Source organism: Sphingomicrobium sediminis, assembly GCF_023805295.1.
GTDB lineage: Bacteria > Pseudomonadota > Alphaproteobacteria > Sphingomonadales > Sphingomonadaceae > Sphingomicrobium > Sphingomicrobium sediminis.
In genome coordinates this window covers 1,048,189-1,067,199 of sequence record NZ_JAMSHT010000001.1, presented here as the reverse complement: position 1 = coordinate 1,067,199, position 19,011 = coordinate 1,048,189, and the positions used below count along the sequence as shown (strand labels likewise).

Sequence of the window (19,011 nt, the reverse complement as noted above, 5' to 3'; positions counted from 1 at the left end):
CTAGCTTTCGGAAAACAGTTCCTCGAGACGCCGCCCGACCGTGTTGATCGTGTAGGGCTTCTGGAGGACCATCCGCGCCTTGTGCTCGGCGGGCATGTCGGCCTGCTCGCCATAACCGGTGGCGAAGACGAACGGCACGCCCTTCTGCGCCAACAGGTCGGCGATGGGGAAGCTGTTCATGTCGCCAAGGTTGATATCGAGCACGGCGAAATCTGGCGTTTCGCGGTCGAGATAGGCGATCGCATTGCCGACATTCGCTTCGGTATTCACATGCGCAGCGCCAAGGCGAGTGAGAATGTCCTCGGCATCGAGCGCGATGATGAGACTGTCCTCTACGAGGAGGATGTGCTTGTCCTCGAGCAGCCGCGCATTCTTATTCTCGTTGCTGTCGGCCGGCTGCGGCTGCCTCGTTTCAGGGCGCGGATTGACGGCCTGCTTGCCCTCGTCGCCAGTGCGCAGCGTGAGGTGCCGCGGCGGGATGACGAAGCGCGCACGTAGGCCCTCAGGCCTGTAGTCGAGATCGGCCTTGCCTCCCAAATCGTAGGGGACGCTGCGTTCGATGATGGTGGTACCGAAGCCTTTGCGCGTTGGCGGCGAGACGACCGGCCCGTCACGTTCGGTCCATTCGATCGTGAGGTGGTCGGTATTGTCGAGATGCCAGCTGACATGCACCGTACCCGAGTCCGACAGGCTGCCATATTTGGCCGAGTTGGTGACCAGCTCGTGGATCACGAGTGCCATGGTCGAATAGGCTTGCGGATTGAGCAGGATGCCCGGGCCGTCGGTGGAGACGCGGTCCTTCTGGTTGACCAAGAAGGCTGCGACCTCAGCATCGAGCAATTGCTGGAATTGCGCCGGGCCCCAATGGTCCTCGGTAATCTGGTTGTGCGCACGTGCGAGCGCATGGATGCGCCCGTCGACCATGGCGACGAAATCCTCGATCGGCGTGTCCGGGTCGGGCTTCGACTGGCGGATGAGACCACGGATCAGCGAGAGGATGTTGCGAACGCGGTGGTTGAGTTCGGCGATCAGCAATTCCTGCCGGTCGGAGGCCGCCTTGCGCTCAAGCGACGCTTCGTCGGCAAGGCGTAGCACGACTTCGATCAGCGTGCCGCGGAGCGTTTCGGCGATACGCTTTTCAACGGACGTAAAGGGACGCGAGCGACCCTCGACCAATTGCTTCCACTCGGCAAAGCTTTCGCGCGGGTGGAGACGGACACCGTTGGGGCCATATTCGGCCGGTTTCTGCGGATTGCCGGCCCAGCGAACCGAGCGGATCCGCTCTTCGCGAAACAGCACCACATAATCACGCGGCGTGCGGCTGATCGGTATTGCGAGCAACCCGGCCGCGCGCGCGACAAATTGGTCGGCATTGTCGACCAGGCCGGAAATGCGATCGGTCGAGTAGACGCGACCCGCAGCCAGACCGTTTAGCGCTTTCACGATGCGCGCAAACTGTTCGGTATCGGGCGTTTGCCCTGCAAAGGCATAATTGCCGTTGATCCAGACCGCGACGCCATCAGCCGGAATGACGCCGGTGATGATCTCGGAAAACCATTGCGGGTCGCGCAGGAGGCTCTCGTCAGTGGCAATCGCGCCCAACAATTGGTCCGACATGTCGCGTGCCTGCCGCTCCAACTCCATCAGTTCCTGGCGCTCGCGGCTCTCGATCCGCATAGAAAAGAGCTGACCGAACAGTTCGGCGACCGAGCGGCGTTCGAAACTGGGGCATCGCGGGCTGTAATGATGGCAGGCAATGAGGCCCCACAGCTCACCCTCAACGACCAAACTGATCGACATGCTCGCCTTCACGCCCATATTCTTGAGATATTCGATATGGATCGGGCTGACAGCGCGCAGGATCGACAGCGACAAATCGAGCGGTTTGCCCTCGATATTGCGCCCCGGCTTGATGCTGACCGGCGTGGACTCCACGTCGGTGATGACGCGCAGCAAGGAGCGTTTGTAAAGTTCGCGTGCCTGTTTGGGAATGTCGCTGGCCGGATAGTGCAGGCCGAGGAAACTTCCGATGCCGCTTTTCACGGCCTCGGCGACGACTTCGCCCGATCCGTCATTGTCGAACTTGTAGACCATGACGCGGTCAAAGCCGGTGAGGGCGCGGACCTGGCGGGCGCCTTCGCGGAAAAAGCTTTCCATTGAATTGGCGGTGTCGAGGCGGCTGACCATCGAGCGCACCGTTCCGGTGGCATCGCCATATTCCTTTTCGCGCGCCGGTTCGGCCTCGATTACGATATCGCCGTCGACCATGTGGACCGCGACATCGAATTTGGTCGCGACCTTCTCGGTCAATTCGATGTTGAAGAGGCGCTCCATGGCATCGGGGCCGCGCAACAGCGCGAGGCGGTTGCGCAGAGCATGGATGGCTTCGCCGCTGAAGAATTCCTGGACGCGCGTACCAACAAGGTCATCGCCCTCGACAGGGAGGAATTCGCTGACATTTTTCGAATGGCGCATCACCTGCCAGTCGATCGAGACGACCAGAAGGAAGCCGATCGGCTGGATCGCGCCGAGCTGGTGGATCGGCTCGCGATCGCAGTTTGTAAGGTCAACTGGACCCTCGAAATCGTCTACGTCGGTACTCGTCATCATGCCCCCAAAAAACGCCTGGCAGCTGCGGCGAAGCAGCCGAATGCATCGTTCGCGGCCCGCTGCGCCAGAGCGCAGTCAACGGGGCTGGCCAGTTTTTGTTCAAGTAACGAAATGAATTTTTTCCACGGAAGCGGGCTTGAGTGCAAGAGGAAGGCGCTCGGCGCGTCATTGGCGATGAGGCGCGACTGCACTTTGCCGCCGAGGCGCGAGCCTTCGAGCACATAGAGCATGCCGAAGATTTCGGCTTCGCCGCCAAAGGCCGGAACCTCGACCGGATCGGGCATCGGGAGCCCGAGATTTTCGAGATCAGTGCGGATGGCATCGCTGCGTTTTGCTGCGGGCCAATCGCTCCAGCTTGCGGCGGTGCCGGCATGGTCCATGGCCGCTTCCATGGGCAGGAGTGCGGCGGCCTGCGCGGTCAGGAAAGTCGCGTAGTCCTCCTGTAGTTCCAGGTCGAGCGAGGAGAATTTCCGGTCGAGCGAAATATGGGCCGTCGCGGTCGCGGCCTTGAGGGCGGCGTGCGCGCTCAGGAGAAAACCCGGCTGAAAATATGATCGACGCGCGCGAGGTGATGGTCGAGATCGAACAGGGCTTCCAATTCTTCCTCGCTCATCTTGGCGGCGACTTCATCATCCGCCTTCAACAGGTTGAGCAGCTTCAGCTCGCCGTCGCTGTCCCAGACCTTCATCGCATTGCGCTGGACGATGGCATAGCTGTCCTCGCGCGTCAGCCCTTTCTGCGTCAGCGCGAGGAGGACACGCTGCGAGTGAATGAGGCCGCCCATCTTGTCGAGATTCTTTTGCATCCGCTCGGGATAGACAACGAGCTTGTCCATGACGCCGGTCAGGCGGGCAAGCGCGAAGTCCAACGTGATGCAGGCATCGGGGCCGATGAAGCGCTCGACCGACGAGTGCGAGATGTCGCGCTCGTGCCAGAGAGCGACATTTTCCATCGCCGGCAGCGCATAGGCGCGGACCATACGGGCAAGGCCGGTGAGGTTTTCGGTGAGTACCGGGTTGCGCTTGTGCGGCATGGCCGACGAGCCCTTCTGGCCCGGCGAGAAATATTCCTCGGCCTCGAGTACTTCGGTGCGCTGGAGATGGCGAACCTCGACAGCTAGGCGCTCGATCGAGCTGGCGACGACGGCAAGCGTTGCGAAAAATTCGGCGTGGCGGTCGCGCGGGATGACCTGCGTCGAGATCGGCTCGGGCTGGAGGCCCAATTCCTTCGCGACATGCTCTTCGATGCGGGGATCGATATTGGCGAAGGTGCCGACCGCGCCCGAAATGGCGCAGGTCGCAATTTCCTCGCGCGCATGCTTGAGACGCGTGAGGCCGCGGTCGAATTCGGCATAGGCCTGCGCGAGCTTCAGTCCGAAGCTGGTCGGTTCGGCATGGATGCCGTGGCTGCGGCCCATGGTGGGGGTGAGCTTATGCTCGTGGGCGCGGCGCTTGAGGACGTCCAGCAGTTCTTCCAAACCCTTGATAAGCAGATCGGCCGACTGGGTGAGCTGGACCGCCAGGCTGGTGTCGAGCACGTCGGAGCTAGTCATGCCCTGGTGCAGCCAGCGGCGCTCGGGCCCCAATTTCTCTCCGGCCCAGGTCAGGAAGGCGATGACGTCATGCTTGGTGACTGCCTCGATCGCGTCGATGGCCGGCACGTCGATCTCGCCCAATACATTGTCGTCATAGGCCTTGCGGATGGTCTTCGCGTCATCGGCATCGATCATGCCGATTTCGCCCATGGCTTCGGCAGCAAAGACCTCGATCGCCCACCAAATGCGGTAACGATTTTCGGTCGACCAGATGGCGGTCATTTCGGGACGGGCGTAACGGGGGACCATGGCGGCTTTTTAGCTCCGGCAAAAAGAAACGTGCGGCGACCGCCTAGCAGTCGCCGCAACGCTTCGTCACCCCCTCAATTGGGAGTGGTAGATCATCGTCTTATTGGGTGATCTGGTTCTTGATGGGAATGCCGGACAGCGTGATGTCGATGCGGCGGGCAGGCCGACCCGCTTCCACGAGGTAGGCCTCGAGGACCAGCGTTCCGGTCGCAACTTCCGAAAGGGACGGAATGAGCGAGGTTTGCAGGTTGCCGCGCATATAGAGATTGATCCTGGCCGGGCTGTCGCCGGGAACCAACGTCGTGAACTGGTTGGGATCGGCATCGAAACATTCCTGGGCTGAATTCCGGCATTTGTTCATGCCGGTTATGTCGCCTCGATAGGTCGATGCCGCACTGCCATTGTCGAGCGTGATGTCGGCCTGTTTGTTCGAAAGGACGATACGAATGTCTTCGTTCGACCGGTTCTGGAAAGTGGCCGGTCCGCGAACATAGAGTTCGCGATCGCCGCGCGAGAGAACGAGGTTGTTGGCGGTCACGACCAGCGGGCCGGAGCAGTAGGCCGTCGCGTCGCAAGAGAGTGCTACCGGCTGCGGCGCTGCTGCAGCCTGTTCCTCTTCACCCCCGAAAAGGCTGCCATCATCTTCGGCCGCGCCGACATCGTTTGCGGGCGCCTCGAGTTCGTCGGCGGGCGCTTCCTCGACCGCGCTTTCGCTGCCGCCACAGCTGGCAAGAAGGAGCGTGGAGATGGCGACGATACTGGTTTTCAACTGCATGTAAGAGCCCCCGATTTCGATGCTTGGATGGAATTGTTGATGTTAAGTGCGACGCTGCGCGCCAACGCCGGCTGGTTCACGAATTCGATATTGCTGACGCGGCAGGCCTTTTCGGCGCCGTTATTCATCTTCAGCCGGTAAACGAGGTCGATCTCGCTCTTGGACGCCGCACCCGAAGAGAGGCCGGTCAAGCCCCACTGCAAGCGCAGTCCCTCCAGTTCGGGGCCGATCGAGACGATCTGGCGCTGGACCTCCAGCTGGATGCGTTCGCCAATCTGGCCGGCGCTGGATCCGTCATTCTCGAAGCGGAAGGCGACGAGGCCTTCAGGGCGGTCGGGTACGGCTGCGACGGCCGGGGCGCTGGTCGTGCGCTGCTCGGCAAGGCCGGCAGATACGGCGATCTCTTTCGGCGTCGGGGCGACATCGTTGACGGCGAGCAGGCCGTAGGTGCTCATCGCCGCGACGGACAGCGCCATCTTGATATGGTCGACGACCCAGTCGACGAGCACACGCGCGCCAAAACTTCTCGCTTTTGTGGAAAACCCCTCTTCAACCACGCCTTACCTTACTCCCCCCGAAGCAACTAAAACTCTTATGTAGCCTAGCCGACTTAATGATCTTTGCAACATAGGTCTAAAGGTGACCTTCCGCGCGCAGGCTTACGGTGCCGCCGGTGCCGATAATGATGTGATCGTGAAGGCGGATCTTGAGGGGGCGGCCCGCATCGGCGATTTCGCGGGTGATGCGGATGTCGGCGCGGCTGGGAGTGGCGTCGCCCGAGGGGTGGTTGTGCGCGATGATGATGGCCGAAGCCCTGAGGGCGAGCGCGCGGGCGATGACTTCGCGGACATGGACCGCGCTTTCGTCGATCGTACCGTTCCACATGGCTTCGTTGGCGATCAGGCGATTCTTGGTGTCGAGAAAGAGGACGCGCACTTCCTCGGTGCCGCGCCAAGCCATCTTGGCCGACAGATAGTCGGTGACCGCCTGCCAGCTCGACAGTGCATCGCGGCCCTCAGTGCGGGTCTCCAAAAGGCGGCGTGCGGTCGCCTGCGCGATCTTGAGGGCGCCGATCTGGGGCTCGGTAAGACCTTCGGCGCGCATCGTGCCGACTTCGGCCTCCAGCAATTCGGCATAGCCGCCAAATTGGGCGATCAATCTTTTGGCGGTCGCCTTGGTGTCGCCGCGGCGATTGGCGAGGGTGAGGAGATATTCGACCAGCTCGTGATCGAGCAATGCCGTCTCGCCTTCTTCGAGGAAGCGTTGGCGCAGGCGGTCGCGATGGCCCTTGGCGTCGAGAGGCGTCGCATCGTTCATCGGCATTCTCCCGCTCTTCAGCGAGATTCGGCAATGGGGAGGCTAGCGCGCGCCGCGCCGTCGGCCAAGCCTAGTCGGCAGCGAAGCTTGCGCGAAAGGGCTCGGCGATCGCATTGCGGATGGCGGCATCGACCGGCAGTTCGATCTCGTAACTGCCCTCGGCATAGGGGCCTGCGACATAGGGGCTGGCGGTCATGAGGATGCGCTCGAACAGGCCGTCGCCGTCGCCATCCTTGGGTGCGATGATAATCTGCTCGAGGCCGGGGCACTGGCCGAAACTGCCCTCCAGCTCGACGCCGCGCCGGTCCATTTGCTCGGCCTTGAGCTTTTCGCAAAAGCCGTCGCGCAATGCGCCGTCGCGGCTGCGATCGCTGCCGAACAGGGTGCGGATGGTGATTTCGTCATTCGCCTCGCGATCCCACAGCAGGGCGATAGCGCCCGAATTGGGGTGCGCGCCGCCCGTATAGGCTGCAGTCTCGCCCGCCAGGCTGAGCAAGCGTTCGCTCTGGCCCGCAGTTTCCCATTCGGTCGAACCGAACAGGCCGCCAAACTCCATGCCGTTTTCGCTGCGGAATTTGGCCTCGTCCTCGGCCATCCGGCGTAACTCGGCGAGTGCCGTGTCGCTTTGTTCGCGGAACGACGTGTCGATGGCGGGAATCGCGGCGGCCTCGGCGGACCAGGCATAGGTATAGTCGACGAGATCGTCCTCGACCTCGATGCGCACCGCGGTGGCCTGTTCCTGCATCGCTTCGGGGGCAGGGGGATCGGTCATGGTCGCGCTCGGCGGGTCCTGCGTGCCATCGGTCTCGGAAGCGTCCTGGCACGCCATGAGGCCGAATGCCGCCATGCCGATGATCGGCAGCAGCACACGACGCGGCGCGGAAATTGCTCGTACCATGTTGGATAAGCGTAAAAAGTGCGTTTGTGTTCCACCCATGCGGTTGACACTCAAACCCCTGCTTCATAAAGGGGCGCTGCCTAAGCGGGCTCGTTGAAAGCCCCGGCTCCTGGTGCCAGCTTTCATTCGAAGGGCTGGCACTTGGTTTACGGGAGGAATGGTGGCTGAAAACGAACCCGGACAGGACGCGTCGAAACTTCCCGAGGATGCGCGCATCGATTCGCTCGAAGAGCGATTGCGGCGAGCGCAGGCAAAGGAAGCGGAACGGACCGGAGCGAACCGCAAAAAGCCCGACAAGAACGAGGCTGCGGGATCGCGGGTCCTTTCCTATCTTCTGGGCGGCCTGTTTGGCGGCACTTTGGTCGGATATGCGATGGACCGCATCTTCGATACAGGGGGCCTGCTCCTGATCGTCGGCCTGGTCCTCGGGATCGTCGGCGGGTTCTGGAGCATCGTGAAATTTTCGTCCGGCACCATGTCGGGCGGCAGTGAACGGGACGAGAGCTAAGTGGCCAAGGAAGGCGAAGAAGCCGGCAAGATCGATCCGATGTACCAGTTCGAAGTGCACCCGCTCTTCGGCGAAGGCTGGGAAATCGCCGGTTACCAGATTCCCTTTACCAACAGCGCAGCCTGGATGGCGGCGACGTTGATCGCGCTCGGCATTTTCATGTGGGGCGGAATGAAGCGCGACCTGGTTCCGGGTCGCTGGCAGATGGCCGTCGAAGGCTTCACCGGCTTCATCACCGACATGATCGACACGAATATCGGCAAGGAAGGACGCAAGTTCGTCCCCTACGTGTTCGCGCTCTTCATGTTCATCCTGTTCGCCAACCTGCTGGGCCTCTTGCCCACCGCGATTTTCGGCGTGCACGCCTTTACTGTGACCAGCCACATCACGATCACCGGCGTCCTCGCCGTCGTGAGCTTCCTGCTGGTTCTCATCGTCGGCTTTTTCAAGCACGGCCTGCACTTCTTCAGCCTTTTCGTGCCGCACGGCACGCCCAAGGTGATGGTGCCGCTCATTTTCCTGATCGAGCTGTTCAGCTTCATGTTCCGCCCGATCAGCCTCGGCCTGCGTCTCTTCGTCGCGATGACCGCCGGGCACATCCTTCTCAAGGTGCTTGCCGGCTTCGTCATCAACGGGACCGCCGGCGGGATCGCTACGCTCGCCATCGTCTCGGTGCCCAGCTTCGTGCTGATGATCGGCATCTCGATGCTCGAGATCCTGGTCGCAGGCATCCAGGCCTACGTTTTCGCCCTGCTCACGTCGCTGTATCTCAACGACGCGATCAACCTTCACTAATCACGATTTTTTCAACTGGGAGTTTTTATCATGGACGCAGAAGCCGCAAAGCTGCTTGGTGCCGGTCTCGCCGCGATTGGCGTCGGCATGGCCGCCCTCGGTGTGGGTAACGTTTTCGGTTCCTTCCTCGAGAGCGCGCTGCGCAACCCGGCCGCCGCTGACGGCCAGCAGGGTCGCCTGTTCATCGGCTTCGCCGCTGCCGAACTTCTCGGCCTGCTGGCGTTCGTCGTCGCGATGATCCTGCTCTTCGTCGCGTAACTTCTCTTTAGGCTTTTCTTGAGGGTCGGTTCATGCCGCAACTCGCGCAAATCGCGGAAATCTACGCCTCGCAGATCTTCTGGCTGACGGTCTTCTTTGGCGCCATCCTGGTCTTCATCGGCTATGGCATGGTGCCCAAGATCCAGAAGACGGTGGATCTGCGTGACGAGAAGATCGCAGCCGACCTTCGGGAAGCCGAGGCAGCGCAGGCCGCTGCCGACAAGCTGGAAGAGGATTATCGCGAGCAGCTCGACGCGGCGCGTGGCGAGGCCGGCAAGGCCACCGCGCAGGCCAAGGCGACTGCAGCGAAGAAGACCGAAGCCAGCCTGAAGCGTGCCGAAAAGTCGATCGACAAGAAGCTCGACACCGCAGCCGCCGAGCTGTCGGCACAGCGCGAAGCTGCGCTGGCCGAACTCGAAGGCCTTGCCGCCGAAGCCACGCAGGCGATGGCGCTCAAGGTTGCCGGCCTCAAGGTCGACAAGAAAACCGCAACTGCTGCGGTGAAGAAGGAATTGGCCGATGGCTGATCTCGTTTTCCTCCTTGCAGCGGTGATCGAACCGGAAATCGCCACCAACGCAGCGACCGAGAAGAGCTACTTCAAGGACGGTGCCGTTTGGGTCGCCTTCGCCATGGCTACGGTCATCGCGCTGATGCTGTGGAAGAAGGTGCCGGCAGCGGTCGCCAAGAGCCTCGATGCGAAGATCGACGCGATCCGCGAGCAGCTCGACGAAGCCAAGACGCTTCGCGAGGAAGCCGAGGCGCTGAAGGCCGAATATCAGAAGAAGGCGCGTGCGGCCGAGCAGGACGCCAAGGCGATCGTCGCCCGTGCCGAGGAAGAGGCCGACAGCATCGTCGCCAAGGCGGCCGTCGACGCCAAGGAAATGGTCGCTCGCAAGAAGGCCATGGCGGAAGCCAAGATCGCTGCCGAACAGCGCGCCGCGATCGCCGACCTCAAGGCCAAGACGGCGGAAGCCGCCAAGGCCGCAGCGGCCAAGCTGATCGCCGACAAGGCGGATGCCGACACCGACGCCAAGCTGGTCGACGAAGCGATCACGAAGCTCGGCTAAGGCCGCTTTTCACAGCCTGAAATCAGGAAGAGCCCGGGGCCTTACGCCTTGGGCTTTTCCATTTCTGCAATCTCGGCTTCGAGTTCTGCTGTCAGGTCGAGCTCGTCGCCCGTGCATTCGCCGACATGGGTCAGACTCTGCTTCATCACCGACCGATGCGTCGGACTGCCATCGCCGAAGACCTGATTGTTGGTGATGGTGGCTTGCCAGGCTCGGCTGGTCTGCACTACCTGTCGTTCCAAGTCGGTATAGGAGCCCGCCGTTTCATAGGGGATCGGGCACCGCGATACCTCGGTGAAATCGTGCCCGTCATCCGAGACTTGGACGACGCGCTCCTTGCACCCAAGTTCATTCTCGAAGTCGTTGGTACGCTCTTCGAAGGTCTTTGCGACCTCCTCATATCGGGCGTCGAGGCAAATACGGATGTCCTCCTGCATGCCGCTCAGCATGTCGAACATCTCCCGAGCATCCGCGACCCGGGCGGGATCGTCGATTTCGTAACTGACAACCTCGTAGCTCAGGACATAAGCGCCGTGGTCGAGGTCGACATCGACGACTTGGTCGGCGAGGTCAGGGCTTTCCTGTGCGGTCGTCATGGTGGCGGCGAGGGCAATGATACCGGCCCCGGCCAGGCTACGCAGATTCATCAGGGGGTGTTCTCCGTCAGTAGAGTGTAGGTCGCGACCGGTTCGTCGTCCTGGTTGAAAATCTCGACCGCCCATTTGACCACGCCGGTTTCGTCCGACTTGATCGACTTGGATTTGACGGTGAGTTCGACCCGCATCGTGTCGCCCGGATAGAGCGGGGTGAGGAATTTGAGGTCCTCAAGCCCGGTGTTAGCAAGGACGGGCCCCGGATCGGGATCGACGAAGAGGCCCGCGGCGAAGCTCAGGATGAGATAGCCGTGCGCGACGCGGCCTTCGAAGATGGGCGAGGCCTTGGCGGCCTCCTCGTCCATATGGGCGTAGAAGGTGTCGCCGGTGAAATAGGCGAAATGCTCGATATCCTCGATCGTGACTTCGCGCGTGTCGCTGAAGAAGGTCTGGCCCAATTCCATCTCGTTCATCTTGAGGCGGAAGGGGTGGACATCGCTCTTCGTCTTGGGCGCGCCGGCGACATATTGGCCGCTGATCGCCGCGATCATGGCGGGGGTCGACTGGATGGCGGTGCGCTGCATGTAGTGATGCAGCCCGCGTACGCCGCCCATTTCCTCGCTGCCGCCGGCGCGGCCGGGGCCGCCATGGACGAGCACGGGAAGGGGCGAGCCGTGGCCGGTGGATAGCTTGGCATTGTCGCGGTTGATGACGAGCATGCGGCCATGGAAGGCCGCCGCGCCGCGCACGAAGGTGGCGGCAGCTTGCGCGTCGTTCGAGAACATAGAGAGGGCAAGGCTGCCCATGCCGCGATTGGCGAGCGCGATGGCGTCGTCCAAGTCGCTGTACGGCATGATGGTGGCGACCGGCCCGAAGGCTTCGACATCGTGTACCGCATCGGCAGCCCAGGGCTCGTCGGCGCGCAGGAGGGTAGGGGTGATGAAGGCACCGCCCTCGATCCCCACCGAAGCATCCGGGTCGCCATGGACGATGCGCGCGCCGCCTTCGACCAGTTCGGCGATCTTCTCGCGGACATCGTCGCGCTGCGAACAACTGACGAGCGCGCCTAGCTGTGTCTCTTTCTCGCGCGGGTCGCCGATGGTCATGGCGGCGAGCTTTTCGGTCATCGCGGCCTCGACCGCATCGAGATGCTGCGCCGGAACCATCGCGCGGCGGATGGCGGTGCATTTCTGGCCCGCCTTGACGGTCATTTCGCGCACCACCTCACTCACGAACAGGTCGAATTCGGGCGTGTCGGGACCGGCATCGGGTCCGAGGACGGACGCGTTCAAGCTGTCTTGCTCGGCGACGAAGGTGACGCTCTCGCGCAGCACGGTCGGGTGATTTTTGAGCTTGTTGGCGGTCTGCGCCGATCCGGTGAAGCTGACGACGTCCTGGCCGGTCAGATGCTCGAACATGTCGCCGACCCCGCCGACGACCAGCTGCACCGCGCCATCGGGCAGCACGCCCGTCTCGATCATGATGCGGAAGGCGGCCTCGGCGAGATAGCTGGTCGCCGTCGCGGGTTTGACGATGCAGGGCATGCCCGCAAGCAGGGTCGGCGCGACTTTCTCCAGCATGCCCCAGACGGGGAAGTTGAAGGCGTTGATATGCACCGCCGCGCCCTGCTTTGGCGTCATGATGTGCTGGCCGACGAAGCCGGGCTCCTTGGCCAGCGGCTCCTGCTCGCCGTCGAGCAGGACATGCGCGTCGGGCAGTTTCTTGCGGCCGGTGGAGGAGTAGCTGAGCAGAGTCAGCGCGCCGCCATCGATATCGATCCAGCCATCGCCGCGCGTCGCGCCCGAATGCGGATTGAGCGCATAGAGCTCTTCCTTGCGCGCCATGATGGCGAGGCCGAGATCCTTGAGCATCCAAGCGCGCTCGTGGAAGGTCATCTTGCGGAGCGCGGGGCCACCGACATGGCGCGCATGATCGAGCATCGCTGCAAAATCGAGCCCGTCCGAACCGGTTGCGGCGACGATGCTGCCGTCGATGGCGCTGGGAATATCGCGCAGCCCGCCGTCGCCGCGAATCCACTGGTCGCGGGCATAGTTCATCAGTTCGAGCGTCTTCATCGCGGGCATCCTCTCCGGCTGGTCGGTGAGAGGCATAGGAGGCTTTGCCACCCGGGCGCAATGGGTCCGTTCCGGAGCCGAAGAAGGGCGCATCTTCGGCGTGTAAGTCCTCGGCTGCGCGGTGATGAAAATGGACCATGCCAGCTTCACCTGCGACGCCGTGCGCCACGCAGAGGAGCCGCGTGGCCTTACACGGGCGGCGCGGCTCCTCGGGATCGGGGTGGCAGGGTTCCTGAGCGGGGTCGCACTCGCGCAGGCCCTGATTTCCAGCCTTGCCTTGCTGGCGGGACTGGTCGGCTAGCGCCTACTCCATCGCGACCGCGACGAGCGTACGGCAATTCTCGATATTGCAATTGCCGGGATTGAGCTGGCCGCGCTTGTCATACCACAGGCGCACCGGCTTGGGATTGTTGGCATTCTTGGTCTGGGTGACGACCTGCGCGATGAGGTTGGCATGCTCCCAATCGCTGACCGTCATGACGAAATAGGGGCCGTGATAGAGGCCGCTATTGTTCTGGCGACCACATTTGATGCGCACGCTGTCCTTGAACACCGCGAAATGGTCGACATTGCACAGACCCTCGATGATCGGGTCGCTGCCGGCCTGGGCCTTGGCAGGGGCGGGGGCCGCGATCGCAGCGCCGACCATGCCGGCAATGACGAGCGGGAAAAGGGCGATGGACTTCATTTTTATTCTCCTTTGCATGCACAAAGGATTGGCCGCGACCTGTCACATGTTGAGGTCGCAGCGCCCGCAATCGGGTTTCAATTGTTTCAGCGCGCCTAGCGGCCCTTGAAGGTTGCCTTGCGCTTTTCGAGGAAGGCAGCGACGCCCTCGGCATAATCTTCGGTGAAACCGAGGCGGCGCATCTCGTCGCGCTGCAGGTCGAGTTCTTCATCGAGGCTGCGCTGCCAGCTTGAGCGGATCATCTTCTTGATCGCGGCGAGGCCGAGTGGGGGCAGGCTGGCCAGCTTATGCGCGGTGGCGCGAACTTCCTCCATCAGGAGGTCATCGTCGAGCACCTTCCAGATGAGGCCCCATTCTTCGGCCATTTCCGCGTCGATGGGTTCGCCGGTGAGGGCGAGACCCAGCGCGCGTTGCTGCCCGACGAGGCGCGGCAAGTGCCAGCTGCCGCCACTGTCAGGGATCAGGCCGAGCGCGGAAAAGCTCTGGATGAAGCGCGCCGAGCGCGCCGCAAAAGTGAGGTCGCACGCAAGCGCAATATTGGCACCGGCGCCCGCGGCGACGCCGTTGACGGCGCAGAGTACGGGCTGCGGAATGCTCTTCAACGTGCGGATGAGCGGGTTCCAGCTTTCCTCGACTGTCTCGCCGAGGTCGACCTTCTCGCCCGGCGCTACCTTGCGGTCGTTGAGGTCCTGCCCCGCACAGAAACCCCGCCCCGCGCCGGTAAGAATGATGACGCGCGCATCGTCGACCTCGCGGATCGCGGCAGCAAGCTCGCGATGCATCGCCGCGGTGAAACTGTTCAGCCGGTCGGGCCGGTTGAGGGTGAGCGTCGCGACATGATCGTCGCGCTCGATGAGGATGGTCTTCTCGACGGTCATATCGCGTAACTCTCCAGATAGCCGCACCGCGCGCAGCGATATTGCGTGATCGGCAGCGTGTCGGCCTTGCTGGTCTTCAGCCCCCACCAGCGCTTGTCGGGCTTGCCCTTGTGAAAGGCGGCCTGAACGCGTTCACCATGGGCCTTGTCGATCTCGAACCCTTCCTCGACCTGGCTCGATCCGCATTTGGGGCAATCTCGCATCATGTGGCTGCTCCTTCGGGTTTGGCCGAAGGTAGACGCCGATGGGCGGCGAGCCAATGGGCATGGAAATAGATGGCGACATCCACGTCGGGGCCGAAATTGCGATGCTGTCGCATGATCTTGCCGTCCGCCTTCAACGAGAGCCACTCGCCATCCCAGTTAAGGTCGATGGCGATGCGCTCGATGGGCTGGCGCATGTGGCCGCCGCACTCAAAGACGCTCCGCCCGCTCTGGCCGTCGAGATAGCCGATCCCGTCGCCTTCAAGTGCCAGACGCGCCTGCGGTCGTTCGTAGAGCAACTCGAGGATGCGGTCCCATCCGATCGGCAGTAGAAGTTCGGGACCATCGCTCTGTGTGCTGCCCCGATAATGGCCGGACGAGCTGCGCACGACGGCGCGGGCGGGCCGGAGCAGTAGTCGGGGTTCGCGCATGACACTGTCGCTATACTGGTTGACGGTCACGAACGGCCCGTCGTCGGTGCGGTTCTGGCCCCAGCGAACATGGCCCGGCACGACATTGGCGAAGCGCATTTGGCGCCAGTCGATCGCGTCACGATCTTCGATGGACTCTTCGCCGTCGTAGCGTTGCTTGTGATGGCCATGGGGCGGGGGGATGACGATATCGACTTCGAGCCTGATCTCCTCGTCCAGCGGCTTGGGGCTGCCCTTTCGCGGATGGAGCATCGCATCAAGACGGAAGCGTGTGCCACCCGCTACGCGCTCGGTGCTGCACCGGAATTGCTGGCCCCAGGCGTTGAGATTGCCGGGATGCAGGTGCGTCGTCGTCAGATGGATCTCGTCAGCGCGCCCCTTGCGGACGTCGAGGTCGAGCCGATTCTCGTTCAACATACCGGAGCCCGCGCTGAGGCCGCGAAAGCCGCCGATTTGCCGGGGGAGACCAATGGCGAACATCGACTTCAAGTCGTGGACAAAGCCGAATTCGTCGGGCGGCTCATGCGATCCGATACGAAGCAGGAGGTGGTCGGGATCATGCTGGTAGGCTGCGATCCAGATTGGGCCTTCGGGGAAGTCGCCGGCGGCGGCCAATTCCTCCCCGTCACCGCTGATCTTCACCTTGCCATCGCAAAGCAGGGCGGCATCGCCCCAATGAATCACCGACCCCACAAACGCGTTCGGCATTCGCCTCGTCCCCCTTACGCACCACACGGTCCTTCGTCGCGATTGAATATCGCCCCGAAAAGCCCTAAATCCTGTGTCATGTATACGACTGAACTCGACAAGCAGAAAGAGCCGCCGAAGGGCGCCAAAGTCACCGCGATCGGCGAGGCCGAGCCGCAGGAGCTGATCGACGCCTTCGAAGCGCGGGTCGCAGCCGACGAGTTCATCGAGCCCAAGGACTGGATGCCCGAGGCCTATCGCAAGACGCTGGTGCGGCAGATTTCGCAGCATGCGCATAGCGAGATCGTGGGTATGCTGCCCGAGGGCAACTGGATCACCCGCGCGCCTTCGCTGCGCCGCAAGGCGATTCTGCTTGCCAAGGTGCAGGACGAAGCGGGGCATGGCCTCTATCTCTATTGCGCTGCCGAGACGCTGGGCACGAGCCGCGAGGAGATGATCGAGGCGCTGCATTCGGGCAAGGCGAAGTATAGCACCATCTTCAATTATCCGACGCTCACCTGGGCCGACATTGCCGCGATCGGCTGGCTGGTCGACGGGGCGGCGATCATGAACCAGGTGCCGCTGCAGCGCACCAGCTACGGCCCCTATGCCCGCGCCATGGTGCGCGTGTGCAAGGAAGAAAGCTTCCACCAGCGACAGGGCTATGAGGCGATGCTGGCGCTGACCAACGGCACCGAAGAGCAGAAGCGCATGGCGCAGGACGCGCTCAACCGCTGGTGGTGGCCGAGCCTGATGATGTTCGGCCCGCCCGACGACAAGTCGCCCAATACCGAGCGCTCGATGCGCTGGCGGATCAAGCGCGAGACCAATGACGAGCTTCGCCAGAAATTCGTCGACATTACCGTGCCGCAGGCCGAATTTGCCGGACTCACCGTTCCCGATCCCGACCTTGCATGGAACGAGGACAAGAATGGCTATGATTTCGGCGAGGTGGACTGGGAAGAATTTTACGCCGTCGTCCGCGGCGAGGGACCGGTCGCCAAGGAGCGCATGAAGGCTCGCCGCGAGGCGTGGGAAAGCCAAGCTTGGGTTCGCGCAGCGGCCGATGCTCACCAGGCCAAGCGCGCCGCGAAACAGGTCGCCTAGACAAGGGCCGTTCCAACCGCCTAAGCCCCGTCCCACAGGAAGAGGGGAAATTGCATGTCAGACTGGCCGCTTTGGGAAGTCTTCGTCCGCGCGAAGGGAGGCTTGTCGCACCGTCATGTCGGCAGCGTGCACGCCCCTGACAAGGACATGGCGCTCAACCATGCGCGCGATACCTATACCCGCCGGATGGAAGGCGTGTCGCTCTGGGTGGTGAAGTCCTCGGACATCGTTGCCAGCGATCCGGATACGAGCGGCCAGACCTTCGAACCCGCGCAGGACAAAGTTTATCGCCATCCGACTTTCTACGAGATCCCCGACGAGGTGAAACATATCTGATGCCGAGCCTGCCGACGATTTCCGAAAAGGATGAAGCCAAGGCCGCAGCGAAGGACGGATCGTCCAAGGGCGAGTTCGACGCGCCGGCTGCGGGTAGCCATGACGAGGCGACGACCGCCTATGTGACGATGCTGGGCGACGATGCGCTGATCCTGGGGCAGCGGCTTTCCGAATGGTGCGGGCATGCGGCGTCGGTCGAAGTCGACCTGAGCCTCGCAAATATGGGGCTCGACCTGATCGGCCAGGCGACCAACTGGCTGGGCCTCGCGGCGCAGCATGACGCGAAATGGGCCGATGCTGACGCGCTGGCATTCCGCCGCGATGTTCTCGATTTCCGCAACTGCCTAATGGTCGAGCAGCCCAATGGCGATTTTGCGCAGACCATGGCGCGGCAATTCCTCTTTTCGACCTGGCAGCACATGCTGCTGGAGCGGCTGGCCGGGTCGAGCGATGAAGCGATTGCGGGCATTGCGGCCAAGAGCGTCAAGGAAGTCGCCTATCACCGTGAACTGGCGCGCGACTGGGTCGTGCGTCTGGGTGACGGGACCGAGGAAAGCCATGAGAAAATGGCGGCCGGTATCGACTGGAACTGGCGCTTCGTCCCAGAACTGTTCGAAGTGACCGAGGAACTGGAAGAGCTCGTGAAACGGGGCATCGCGGTCGATCCGCGTGAGTTCGAGGCTGACTATCGGGCCGAGATCGAGGCGGCGCTCACCGAGGGGACGCTTGCCGTTCCCGATGACCAGCGCCCGATCCTGGGCGGTCGTCGCGGCCACCATTCCGAACATCTCGGCCATTTGCTCGCGGTGATGCAATATTTGCCGCGCACCTATCCGGACGCGAAGTGGTAGGATGAGCTCGGACCATTTCATTGCGCTCCGCGTCGCGGAGATCGTGCGCGAGACCGAGGATGCCAACTCGATCCGGTTCGACGTGCCCGACGAGCACAAGCCGCTCTTCGCCTTCAAGGCGGGGCAGCACCTGACGCTCAAGGCCGATATCGACGGCGAGGAAGTGCGGCGGAATTATTCGCTCTGCGTCGCGCCGCATGAGGGGCAGCTGAAAGTCACGGTGAAGCGCATTTCGGGCGGGCGCTTTTCGAACTGGGTGGGCGACCATCTCAGTGCCGGTGACACGTTGGAAGTGATGCCGCCGCACGGCAGCTTTACCTATCCCTTCGCCGAGGATGCGCCGCCGCGCCATTATGTCGGCTTTGCTGGCGGCTCAGGGATCACGCCGGTGATGAGCCTCATCCGCACCGCGCTCAGCATTGAGCCGCAGGCCAGCTTCACACTGTTCTACGGCAATCGCGACAGCAACTCGATCATCTTCCTCGACGGAATCAGTGATCTCAAGGACCGCTATCTTTCGCGTTTCCAGCCCTTCCACTTCCTGTCGGACGAGGAAGGCGATGTCGATTTGTTCAACGGCATGCTCGACCGCGCGACCTGCGACCGCGTCATCGACAATCTGCTCGACGACCCCAAGGGCGTGGATGCCTATTTCATCTGCGGCCCCGGGCCGATGATGGACGCGGCCGAGGCGAGCCTGCTTGAACATGGCATCGACAAGGAACGCATCCATATCGAGCGCTTCACCGCATCGACCCCGTCTGCAGCCGAGGCGCAGAAGGTCGAGGCCGCCAAGGCCGAGGCTGCGGGCCACACTTTCTGGGTCAATCTCGACGGTCGAGCGCGCAAGGTCGAATTCAATGGCGAGAACATGCTCGATTCCGCCCGCGAAGCCGGCTTGCCCGCACCCTATGCCTGCAAGGCGGGCGTGTGCGCCACCTGCCGCGCCAAGGTCGTGACGGGCAGCGTCGAACAGGGCGCGCGCTATGGCCTGACCGACGAGGAAATCGAGGCTGGCTACATCCTCACCTGCCAATCGGTGCCGGTGGGCGATGATGTGCGGGTCGATTACGACGCGTAAAAAGTCTCT

General features: G+C 62.6%; 23 protein-coding genes. 10 read left to right on the top strand and 13 right to left on the bottom strand.

What is annotated here, in order from left to right:
• From NDO55_RS05425 to NDO55_RS05395, 7 genes are all read right to left on the bottom strand, one after another.
• Window positions 1-2,610, bottom strand: a complete 2,610-nt coding sequence (locus NDO55_RS05425) for an HWE histidine kinase domain-containing protein (RefSeq protein WP_252113179.1) — start codon at window positions 2,608-2,610, stop codon at window positions 1-3.
• Window positions 2,607-2,990 carry a biliverdin-producing heme oxygenase gene (locus tag NDO55_RS05420; RefSeq protein WP_252113177.1) on the bottom strand — a complete coding sequence of 128 codons (384 nt, stop codon included), beginning with the start codon at window positions 2,988-2,990 and terminating at the stop codon, window positions 2,607-2,609. Before NDO55_RS05420 ends, NDO55_RS05425 begins: the two co-directional genes overlap by 4 nt.
• 146 nt (window positions 2,991-3,136) lie before the next feature.
• Window positions 3,137-4,453, bottom strand: coding sequence for an adenylosuccinate lyase (purB, locus tag NDO55_RS05415; RefSeq protein ID WP_252113175.1), 1,317 nt, complete (start codon window positions 4,451-4,453; stop codon window positions 3,137-3,139).
• A gap of 100 nt (window positions 4,454-4,553) precedes the next feature.
• The gene (locus tag NDO55_RS05410; protein WP_252113173.1) at window positions 4,554-5,228 is read right to left on the bottom strand and encodes a hypothetical protein; all 675 of its coding nucleotides are present in this window, start codon (window positions 5,226-5,228) and stop codon (window positions 4,554-4,556) included.
• The gene (locus NDO55_RS05405; protein ID WP_252113171.1) at window positions 5,219-5,737 is read right to left on the bottom strand and encodes a hypothetical protein; all 519 of its coding nucleotides are present in this window, start codon (window positions 5,735-5,737) and stop codon (window positions 5,219-5,221) included. The genes NDO55_RS05410 and NDO55_RS05405 overlap by 10 nt, the downstream gene beginning before the upstream one ends.
• A 124-nt stretch (window positions 5,738-5,861) precedes the next feature.
• Window positions 5,862-6,545 carry a RadC family protein gene (gene radC, locus NDO55_RS05400; RefSeq protein WP_252113169.1) on the bottom strand — a complete coding sequence of 228 codons (684 nt, stop codon included), beginning with the start codon at window positions 6,543-6,545 and terminating at the stop codon, window positions 5,862-5,864.
• Window positions 6,546-6,615: 70 nt separating this feature from the next.
• Window positions 6,616-7,443: a DUF4163 domain-containing protein gene (locus tag NDO55_RS05395; RefSeq protein WP_252113167.1), complete on the bottom strand. Its 828-nt coding sequence runs from the start codon at window positions 7,441-7,443 to the stop codon at window positions 6,616-6,618.
• Between the two features lie 157 nt (window positions 7,444-7,600).
• Here NDO55_RS05395 and NDO55_RS05390 point away from each other — a divergent pair, with 157 nt between their 5' ends.
• From NDO55_RS05390 to NDO55_RS05370, 5 genes are read left to right on the top strand one after another with little or no spacing between them, the layout of a single operon-like run.
• Window positions 7,601-7,951, top strand: a complete 351-nt coding sequence (locus NDO55_RS05390; protein WP_252113165.1) for an AtpZ/AtpI family protein — start codon at window positions 7,601-7,603, stop codon at window positions 7,949-7,951.
• A 39-nt stretch (window positions 7,952-7,990) separates the two neighbouring features.
• A complete protein-coding gene (locus tag NDO55_RS05385; RefSeq protein WP_252115548.1) occupies window positions 7,991-8,746 on the top strand; it encodes a F0F1 ATP synthase subunit A in 756 nt (251 codons plus the stop codon).
• A gap of 30 nt (window positions 8,747-8,776) precedes the next feature.
• Window positions 8,777-9,004 carry a F0F1 ATP synthase subunit C gene (locus tag NDO55_RS05380; RefSeq protein ID WP_085217225.1) on the top strand — a complete coding sequence of 76 codons (228 nt, stop codon included), beginning with the start codon at window positions 8,777-8,779 and terminating at the stop codon, window positions 9,002-9,004.
• Between the two features lie 32 nt (window positions 9,005-9,036).
• A complete protein-coding gene (locus tag NDO55_RS05375) occupies window positions 9,037-9,531 on the top strand; it encodes a F0F1 ATP synthase subunit B family protein (protein ID WP_252113163.1) in 495 nt (164 codons plus the stop codon).
• Window positions 9,524-10,072, top strand: a complete 549-nt coding sequence (locus tag NDO55_RS05370; RefSeq protein ID WP_252113161.1) for a F0F1 ATP synthase subunit B family protein — start codon at window positions 9,524-9,526, stop codon at window positions 10,070-10,072. The genes NDO55_RS05375 and NDO55_RS05370 overlap by 8 nt, the downstream gene beginning before the upstream one ends.
• 41 nt (window positions 10,073-10,113) lie before the next feature.
• Here NDO55_RS05370 and NDO55_RS05365 read toward each other — a convergent pair whose 3' ends face one another.
• Entirely contained in the window at window positions 10,114-10,719 is a 606-nt protein-coding gene (locus NDO55_RS05365) for a hypothetical protein (protein ID WP_252113159.1), read from the bottom strand.
• The gene (paaZ, locus tag NDO55_RS05360) at window positions 10,719-12,740 is read right to left on the bottom strand and encodes a phenylacetic acid degradation bifunctional protein PaaZ (protein ID WP_252113157.1); all 2,022 of its coding nucleotides are present in this window, start codon (window positions 12,738-12,740) and stop codon (window positions 10,719-10,721) included. The genes NDO55_RS05365 and paaZ overlap by 1 nt, the downstream gene beginning before the upstream one ends.
• Before the next feature lie 124 nt (window positions 12,741-12,864).
• Between paaZ and NDO55_RS05355 the strand changes: the two genes are divergently transcribed.
• Window positions 12,865-13,041 carry a hypothetical protein gene (locus NDO55_RS05355; RefSeq protein WP_252113154.1) on the top strand — a complete coding sequence of 59 codons (177 nt, stop codon included), beginning with the start codon at window positions 12,865-12,867 and terminating at the stop codon, window positions 13,039-13,041.
• A 3-nt stretch (window positions 13,042-13,044) separates the two neighbouring features.
• Here the strand turns inward: NDO55_RS05355 and NDO55_RS05350 are convergent, their stop codons facing one another.
• The 4 genes from NDO55_RS05350 to NDO55_RS05335 all read right to left on the bottom strand — a co-directional run bounded on the left by NDO55_RS05350 (window position 13,045) and on the right by NDO55_RS05335 (window position 15,648).
• On the bottom strand, window positions 13,045-13,428 hold the full coding sequence (locus NDO55_RS05350) for a hypothetical protein (RefSeq protein ID WP_252113152.1): 384 nt from the start codon (window positions 13,426-13,428) through the stop codon (window positions 13,045-13,047).
• 95 nt (window positions 13,429-13,523) lie between these two features.
• Window positions 13,524-14,306, bottom strand: a complete 783-nt coding sequence (paaG, locus tag NDO55_RS05345) for a 2-(1,2-epoxy-1,2-dihydrophenyl)acetyl-CoA isomerase PaaG (protein ID WP_252113150.1) — start codon at window positions 14,304-14,306, stop codon at window positions 13,524-13,526.
• Window positions 14,303-14,512 carry a hypothetical protein gene (locus tag NDO55_RS05340; protein WP_252113148.1) on the bottom strand — a complete coding sequence of 70 codons (210 nt, stop codon included), beginning with the start codon at window positions 14,510-14,512 and terminating at the stop codon, window positions 14,303-14,305. The genes paaG and NDO55_RS05340 overlap by 4 nt, the downstream gene beginning before the upstream one ends.
• Window positions 14,509-15,648, bottom strand: coding sequence for a hypothetical protein (locus NDO55_RS05335; protein ID WP_252113146.1), 1,140 nt, complete (start codon window positions 15,646-15,648; stop codon window positions 14,509-14,511). Before NDO55_RS05335 ends, NDO55_RS05340 begins: the two co-directional genes overlap by 4 nt.
• A gap of 78 nt (window positions 15,649-15,726) precedes the next feature.
• Here NDO55_RS05335 and paaA point away from each other — a divergent pair, with 78 nt between their 5' ends.
• Genes paaA through NDO55_RS05315 form a run of 4 tightly spaced genes read left to right on the top strand, consistent with a single transcriptional unit; the run spans window position 15,727 to window position 19,002 of the window.
• Window positions 15,727-16,734, top strand: a complete 1,008-nt coding sequence (gene paaA, locus NDO55_RS05330; RefSeq protein ID WP_252113144.1) for a 1,2-phenylacetyl-CoA epoxidase subunit PaaA — start codon at window positions 15,727-15,729, stop codon at window positions 16,732-16,734.
• A gap of 54 nt (window positions 16,735-16,788) precedes the next feature.
• Window positions 16,789-17,070, top strand: coding sequence for a 1,2-phenylacetyl-CoA epoxidase subunit PaaB (gene paaB / locus NDO55_RS05325; RefSeq protein WP_252113142.1), 282 nt, complete (start codon window positions 16,789-16,791; stop codon window positions 17,068-17,070).
• The gene (gene paaC / locus NDO55_RS05320; RefSeq protein WP_252113140.1) at window positions 17,070-17,921 is read left to right on the top strand and encodes a 1,2-phenylacetyl-CoA epoxidase subunit PaaC; all 852 of its coding nucleotides are present in this window, start codon (window positions 17,070-17,072) and stop codon (window positions 17,919-17,921) included. The genes paaB and paaC overlap by 1 nt, the downstream gene beginning before the upstream one ends.
• A gap of 1 nt (window position 17,922) precedes the next feature.
• Window positions 17,923-19,002 carry a ferredoxin--NADP reductase gene (locus NDO55_RS05315; RefSeq protein ID WP_252113138.1) on the top strand — a complete coding sequence of 360 codons (1,080 nt, stop codon included), beginning with the start codon at window positions 17,923-17,925 and terminating at the stop codon, window positions 19,000-19,002.
• Window positions 19,003-19,011 lie beyond the last annotated feature (9 nt).